The organism is Blautia sp. HA3515 (assembly GCF_059933065.1).
Genome location: NZ_JAYFUY010000100.1, coordinates 1 through 7427, shown reverse-complemented (window position 1 = coordinate 7427; position 7427 = coordinate 1). Strand labels below are relative to the sequence as shown.

Below are 7427 nucleotides of genomic sequence, written 5' to 3'. Positions count from 1 at the left end.
TAACGGCCCTGGAATTCCGGAAGAAATGAAACCGCATATTTTTGAGATGTTTTATACAGGAAAAACAACGGTTCTGGATAGTCACCGGAGCCTGGGACTTGGCCTGGCACTTTGCCACTCTATCATAGAAGCCCATGATGGAACCCTGACTCTGACGGACCATGATCCCCATGGATGCAATTTTACTTTTACTTTACCCTTAAGCGAGGTGACATTAAATGAATAAGACATTGATCCTGGTGGTGGAGGATGACAGGCCCATACGGAACCTGTATCGTCACTACATTAAAAACACATGACTATAAATATCTGGCGACAGAAAACGGATCTTCGGCCATTCTTGGAAGCTTCGTCTCACAATCCGGATATCGTTCTTCTGGATCTGGGGCTTCCTGATATAGAAGGAGTAGAGGTAATAAAGAAAATCCGGACCTGGTCGAACATGCCAATTATTGTGATCAGTGCCAGAAGTGAGGATACGGACAAAATAGAAGCACTGGATGCAGGAGCGGATGATTATATTACAAAACCATTTTCCGTAGAGGAATTACTTGCACGTATCCGTGTCACTCAAAGGAGGCTTACCATTACGCAGACAGGGGATCAGTTGGAAACCTCTGTTTTTGAAAATGGTGAATTAAAGATCGATTATACGGCTGGCTGCACATATCTGAAGGGAGAAGAACTACATTTGACACCCATTGAGTATAAGCTGCTCTGTCTTTTATCTCGCAATGTGGGAAGGGTATTGACACATACCTATATTACCCAGAAGATTTGGGGACGATGTTCGGAAAACGATGTTGCTTCTCTTAGGGTTTTTATGGCAACACTGCGAAAAAAACTGGAACCTGAAAAAAATGGGGTGCAATACATCCAGACACACATTGGAATCGGATATCGCATGCTTAGAATTGAGAAAGATAAATTCTAAGCATGCGATAGGCGGAGTTTTGCTTTATAGCAACTGCATTTTCTTCATAGTTTTTCCGAACAATATAGCTGCAATCAGAATAGACAATACATCGGCAACCAGCTGTGGCCATACAAGTCCGGTCATTTCTATAACAGCCTGCAAAATGAATAATACGGGAATGAAGATGATTCCCTGACGGCTCATGCTGATGTTTTTTTGAAGAGCGATTAGAAGCCAAGAAAAAATTACGCAAAAAAACAGTCCGATTCTTGTTATATGTTTCTTAGAATGCTATACTCTCATCTTTGACAGTTGATGAGACAAAAAATCGCTGCATCCCTTGTGGTTACTGGGTTGCAGCGATTTTCGTCGTTGTCATAAAATATAGTAATTTATTCTTTTCCTTTACTTTTTAAATTTTGACACAAAAAAGCAGATTTTATGCGACCTGCAAGTACTTTTTTTGATATCTAACTGTCAAACTCCCGTGAATTTTTCCGAATAAAAATTATATACTTGAACTTCTAAGCGTTTCTGTTTATAATAAAAACACTGTTAATGGTCCTGTTTTCCGGTATCAAAATGGTCTCACGCATTTCCAGATGCTGAGGTTATTTTTTTGCTTGAAAATAGAAAAAAGTGACCAAATCCATTTTTAACCAAAAAACCGGCTTAAAAGTGCCCCTCTGTTTTTCAGATTTTTAGAACGAAAAGACAGATTTTTGAGTCCTAAAACGCATATTACAGCAATCTGAATTTCCTAGAAATTCATTGTTTAATTGTTGTATATGCACAATTATTGAAAGGAATAGTATGAGAAAACTAGCGTTAAGCGATGAAATATTATTAAGTGTTGACAAAGCAGCCCGCTATATCGGCGGGGAAGTCAACTCTGTTATGAAAATGGATGAGGATGGGAATATTGATCCCAACGTGAAGGTACGTGTGGCATTTGATTTCCCAGATGTGTATGAGATCGGAATGTCCAATTTAGGTATGATGCTTTTGTACAACATGTTTAATGAGAGGGAAGATGTATGGTGTGAGCGTGTTTTTTCTCCATGGATGGACCTGGATAAGGTGATGCGTGAGAAAAATATTCCGCTGTTTGCACTGGAGTCCCAGGACCCTATCCGTCAGTTCGATTTTCTGTGTATTACCTTAGGATATGAGATGTGCTACACCAATGTACTGCAGACTCTTGATCTGTCTCATATACCGCTGCTTGCCAAAGACAGGGACGATTCATGTCCCATCGTTGTAGGCGGCGGTGCATGTGCCTACAATCCGGAACCGCTGGCTGCCTTTTTTGACCTTTTTTATATTGGTGAAGGTGAAACTGTTTATGATGCGTTGTTTGACGCATATAAGGCAAATAAAGCTGCAGGGGGGTCCCGGGAAGATTTTTTACTTCTGGCGGCACAGATCCCTGGGATTTATGTTCCGGCATTTTATGATGTGACTTATCATGAAGATGGCACCATTGCTTCCTTTGAACCTAACCGGGCAGAAGCACCCAGAGTCATTCAGAAGCAGCTGATCATAGATATGGAAAAAGGCTACCGCTCCATTAAAAAACCGGTTGTTCCATTTATTAAGGCAACACAGGACAGAGTGACGCTGGAAATACAAAGAGGATGTATCCGTGGATGCAGATTCTGTCAGGCTGGAATGATCTATCGGCCAACCCGTGAACGGGATATCCAGACTTTGAAGGATTCAGCCAGAGAGATGCTGGAAAGCACCGGACATGAGGAGATTTCCTTAAGTTCTTTAAGCTCCAGTGACTACTCACACCTTCCGGAGCTGGTGAATTTCCTGATTGACGAATTTAAAGAAAAGGGTGTGAATATTTCCCTGCCGTCTCTTAGGATCGATGCATTTGCACTGGATGTTATGAGTAAGGTACAGGACATTAAGAAAAGCAGCCTGACATTTGCCCCTGAAGCCGGATCACAACGACTTCGTAACGTGATCAATAAAGGACTTACAGAAGAGAATATCATGCAGGGGGCAGCGGATGCCTTTCTTGGCGGCTGGAATAAAGTTAAATTATATTTCATGCTTGGGCTGCCTACCGAGACAGAAGAGGACATGAAAGGGATCGCACATCTTGCTGAGAAGATTGCAGAGGAATATTATGATCTGATTCCAAAGGAAAAACGTCATGGTAAGATCCAGATCAACGTAAGTACATCCTTCTTTGTTCCCAAGCCATTTACTCCATTCCAATGGGCTGGAATGTACACAGAGCAGGATTTTATTGACAAGGCAAAAGTAGTAAAGGACGAGATCCGTGCACAGCTGAATCAGAGAAGCATCCGTTACAATTGGCATGAGCCGGATGTGACTGTACTGGAAGGCTTTCTTGCAAGAGGAGACCGGCGTGCATCACAGGTAATCCTGAAAGCATACGAGAAGGGTGCGATTTATGATGCCTGGTCTGAATCCTTTGATTATAATATATGGAAGGAAGCTTTCGCAGAAACAGGAGTCAATATTGATTTTTATACATTACGGGAACGGAGTACTGATGAAATCCTTCCCTGGGATTTTATTGATGCAGGTGTTAAGAAGAAATTCCTGATCCGTGAATGGGAGCAGGCACATAAAGAAATTGTAACACCAAACTGCAGGCAGAAATGTTCCGGCTGCGGAGCTGCTGGTTATAAAGGAGGTGTGTGTCTTGAAAGTAAGAATTAAATTTACAAAAGAAGGCCCTATAAAATTTGTAGGTCATCTGGACACCATGCGCTATTTCCAGAAGGCAGTCCGCAGGGCAGGACTTCCAGTGGCATTTTCCGGTGGATACAGTCCTCACATGATCATGTCCTTTGCCGCACCTCTTGGAGTTGGCGTTGAAAGCCTGGGGGAATATTTTGATCTGGAGCTTACAAAGACCATTCCTACTTCCCAGATCAGGGATCTTTTGGATGCCCAGATGACAGAGGGTGTGCATGTACTTAGTGCAAGAAAAGTAGAAGACGGAAAAGCTGGGAAAGCAATGTCTCTTGTAGCTGCCGCTGATTATTATGTAGTATTCAGAGAAGGAAAAGAGCCGAAGTGTGCATGGCGTGAGAAAATTCGGGAATTTTTGACACAGCCTGAGATCCTTATAACAAAGGAAACAAAAAAAGGCACAAAAGAGGTGGATATCCGTCCATGTATTTACCAGATGGAGCTGCAGGAACAGGGTATATTTATGAAACTGGCATCTGCAAGTTCTAATTACACAAAACCGGAAGCCGTGATGAACAGTTTTTGCAGCTGGCTGAAAGAAGAAATGCCTGAATTTCCGTGGATGGTCAAACGACTGGAAGTATATGCGGATCTTGGCAATGAAGATAACCATCGTTTTGTTACTTTGGAAGCGTTAGGAGAGGAAATTGAGTAAACTTATTATCACCCGGATGGAAATAAGCGGAATTTCCTGCAGCGTCTGCATTCTTACAGAAGATCAGAAAATCATGGAGCTTCAGCTGGAGCCTGAAAACAGGATATCTATCCTGGACAATATTTATGTTGGACAGGTGGAGAATGTGGCTGCTAACATTCAGGCTGCATTTGTACGGATCGCACCGGATGTAAGAGGCTATCTTTCACTGGAAGAAGGGAAAACAGCTATTCTAAGTGCTGGGCGAGCTGCAGATAATCATCCCCTTAGGCCAGGTGATGAGCTGCTTGTGCAGGTAAGCAGGGATGCCATGAAAGGAAAACTTCCTGCATTGTCCGGAAATCTGAATTTCACCGGGAAGTATCTGGTACTGACTACAGGCGATAAGAAATTCGGTCTTTCCAAAAAACTAAGCGTTGAAGACCGGAAAAGACTTTCTGGCTGGTTTGCGGATGAAATCCAGAAACCTGATAAGGAATATGGATTGATCGTGCGTACAAATGCTGCAGAAGCAGAAAAAGAAGAACTGGAAAGAGAATTGAAGCATCTTCAGGAAACGTATCAAAAGGTAGCTGTAAATGGACGCAGCCGTACCTGTTGCAGCCTTTTGTATCAGCCAGAGCCGGAGTATATACGAAGGATCCGGGACACATACAGACAGGATCTGGAGGAGATCATTACGGATATTCCGGAATATCATCAGCAGATCTGCGCTTATCTGGAGGGGAGCAGCCCGCAGGAGCTTTCCAAAGTTCGTATGTATACGGAACAGACTGCTGCCCCTTTATAAGCTGTACAGGATCGAGTCTGCTATTGATGAGATCTGGCATGAAAAAGTGTGGCTGAACAGCGGCGGTTTTCTTGTGATCCAGCAGACAGAAGCGTTTGTCTCCATTGATGTGAATACAGGAAAGTTTACAGGAAAGAAAAAAGTTCAGGAAACCTATCGGAAGATCAATCTGGAAGCAGCACAGGAGATTGCCAGACAGCTGCGGCTTCGGAATCTTTCAGGGATCATCCTCATCGATTTTATTAATATGGAAAACCCGGATCATATCGACGAGCTTTTCCATGTACTGAAGAAACATCTGAAGAAGGATTCTGTGCGCTGCAGGGCAGTGGATATTACGCCGCTGAATATTCTTGAAATGACCAGGAAAAAGGTGCGCAGACCTGTGATCGAGGATCTGATGGATCTGCAGAAGGCAGAAAAAAGCTTATAAAAAGGCTTATAAAAATCAAAAAAACGTAGAAAAATATATTGACGAACCAAAAAAGGTCTGCTATTATAATCACGTATGCCGCACAAAGAGGTTGAAGTGCTTCTGCTTTATACAGAGGCCACCATATTTGGCGAGTAATGTTATAGGAGGTGCCACAGATGTACGCAATTATTGCAACAGGTGGTAAACAGTACAAAGTTGCTGAAGGCGACGTAATCAGAGTTGAGAAGCTCGGAGTTGAAGCTGGTGAGACTCAACTTTGACAATGTTATTGCTGTCAGCAATGACGGAATGAAAGTCGGCGAGGCTGTGAAAGATGCCAGTGTCACCGCTTCTGTAGTTGAGAACGCGAAAGGCTAGAAAAGTCATCGTTTACAAGTACAAAAGAAAAACTGGATATCACAAGAAAAACGGTCACAGACAGCAGTACACCAAAGTTAAGATCGAAAAGATTAATGGTTAATCTGGTGTCATTATGATCACAATTACAGTTAAAAAGAGAAAAGATTCATATATAGAATTTCGTTCCAGTGGACACGCAGGTTATGCCCAAAGCGGGCAGGATATTGTATGTGCTGCCGTTTCAGCACTGATCATCAATACTGTTAATTCTCTGGAGACTTTTACAAAGGAGAAGTTTCAGGCGAAAGACAAAGATGGATATGTATCCATTATATTTGAACAGAGCCCAAACACACCGGAAGGAAAGCTTCTTATGGATTCGCTGATTCTCGGTTTAACGGAAATTGAGCATAATTATAACAATCGATATTTGACATTAAAAGTCAAGGAGGTGTAACAACGATGATGAAAATGAACCTTCAGTTATTCGCACATAAAAAAGGAGTTGGTTCCACAAAGAACGGCCGTGATTCCGAGTCCAAGAGATTCGGTGCCGGAAGCGCAGACGGACAGTTTGTTAAAGCTGGCAACATTCTTTACAGACAGCGTGGAACAAAGATTCACCCAGGTGAAAATGTTGGCTGCGGTAAAGACTATACATTATTTGCACTGACCGATGGTGTTGTAAGGATCCGCCAGAAAGGGTCGTGACAAGAAGCAGGTTTCTATCGTTCCGGTAGAGGCAGAGTAATTATAGGTAGCAGAAGGCTTCAAATCTGTCATGGGTTTGGAGCCTTTTTCTTTCATAATAATAAAAATAGGAGTATTCTATGTTTGCAGACAGAGCAACGATCATCATCCGTTCCGGTAAGGGCGGTGATGGACATGTAAGCTTCCGCAGAGAGAATATGTTCCGGACGGCGGCCCAGATGGAGGCGATGGCGGAAACGGCGGAGATGTAATATTTGAAATAGATGAGGGACAGAATACCCTGGGTGATTACAGACACAAAAGGAAATATAAAGCCGGTGACGGTGAAGAGGGCAAAAAAACGCTGCCACGGATCCAATGGTAATGACGTTGTTCTGAAGGTTCCGGAAGGAACTGTAATCATGGATGCCCAGTCCGGCAAGGTCATTGCTGATATGTCCGGTGAAAACAGGACGCCAGGTTGTATCAAAAGGCGGCCATGGAGGTAAAGGAAACCAGCATTATGCCACACCTGCCATGCAGGTGCCAAAGTATGCACAGCCAGGACAGCCAGCCCAGGAGCTGGAGGTCCTTCTGGAACTTAAGGTGATTGCAGATGTGGGGCTTGTAGGATTTCCAAATGTAGGGAAATCCACCTTCCTTTCCCGGGTTACAAATGCCAGGCCGAAGATCGCTAATTACCATTTTACTACGCTTAGCCCCAATCTTGGTGTTGTAGACACCGAGAATGGTGGATTTATTATTGCGGATATTCCAGGACTGATCGAAGGTGCATCGGAAGGCGTGGGACTGGGACATGAGTTCCTCCGTCACATTGAGCGTACCCGTGTGATCATCCATA

General features: G+C 43.3%; 6 protein-coding genes and 4 pseudogenes. All 10 read left to right on the top strand.

What is annotated here, in order from left to right; genetic code table 11:
- A partial coding sequence (locus tag R1Y93_RS08945; protein ID WP_500822539.1) for a sensor histidine kinase occupies nt 1-226 on the top strand: 226 nt, incomplete at its 5' end.
- Nucleotides 219-934, top strand: a pseudogene (locus R1Y93_RS08940) (response regulator). The gene R1Y93_RS08945 and the pseudogene R1Y93_RS08940, both read left to right, overlap by 8 nt.
- 795 nt (nt 935-1729) lie before the next feature.
- A complete protein-coding gene (locus R1Y93_RS08935) occupies nt 1730-3619 on the top strand; it encodes a TIGR03960 family B12-binding radical SAM protein (RefSeq protein WP_500822538.1) in 1890 nt (629 codons plus the stop codon).
- Nucleotides 3594-4310 carry a TIGR03936 family radical SAM-associated protein gene (locus tag R1Y93_RS08930; protein ID WP_500822537.1) on the top strand — a complete coding sequence of 239 codons (717 nt, stop codon included), beginning with the start codon at nt 3594-3596 and terminating at the stop codon, nt 4308-4310. Before R1Y93_RS08935 ends, R1Y93_RS08930 begins: the two co-directional genes overlap by 26 nt.
- Nucleotides 4303-5100: a ribonuclease E/G gene (locus tag R1Y93_RS08925; protein WP_500822536.1), complete on the top strand. Its 798-nt coding sequence runs from the start codon at nt 4303-4305 to the stop codon at nt 5098-5100. The genes R1Y93_RS08930 and R1Y93_RS08925 overlap by 8 nt, the downstream gene beginning before the upstream one ends.
- A gap of 46 nt (nt 5101-5146) precedes the next feature.
- Nucleotides 5147-5533: a ribonuclease E/G gene (locus tag R1Y93_RS08920; RefSeq protein ID WP_500822535.1), complete on the top strand. Its 387-nt coding sequence runs from the start codon at nt 5147-5149 to the stop codon at nt 5531-5533.
- A gap of 158 nt (nt 5534-5691) precedes the next feature.
- Nucleotides 5692-5996, top strand: a pseudogene (gene rplU, locus R1Y93_RS08915) (50S ribosomal protein L21).
- A 12-nt stretch (nt 5997-6008) separates the two neighbouring features.
- Nucleotides 6009-6332, top strand: a complete 324-nt coding sequence (locus R1Y93_RS08910; protein ID WP_500822534.1) for a ribosomal-processing cysteine protease Prp — start codon at nt 6009-6011, stop codon at nt 6330-6332.
- A gap of 5 nt (nt 6333-6337) precedes the next feature.
- A pseudogene (gene rpmA / locus R1Y93_RS08905) lies at nt 6338-6626 on the top strand (50S ribosomal protein L27).
- A gap of 79 nt (nt 6627-6705) precedes the next feature.
- A pseudogene (obgE, locus tag R1Y93_RS08900) lies at nt 6706-7427 on the top strand (GTPase ObgE); the annotation flags it as partial.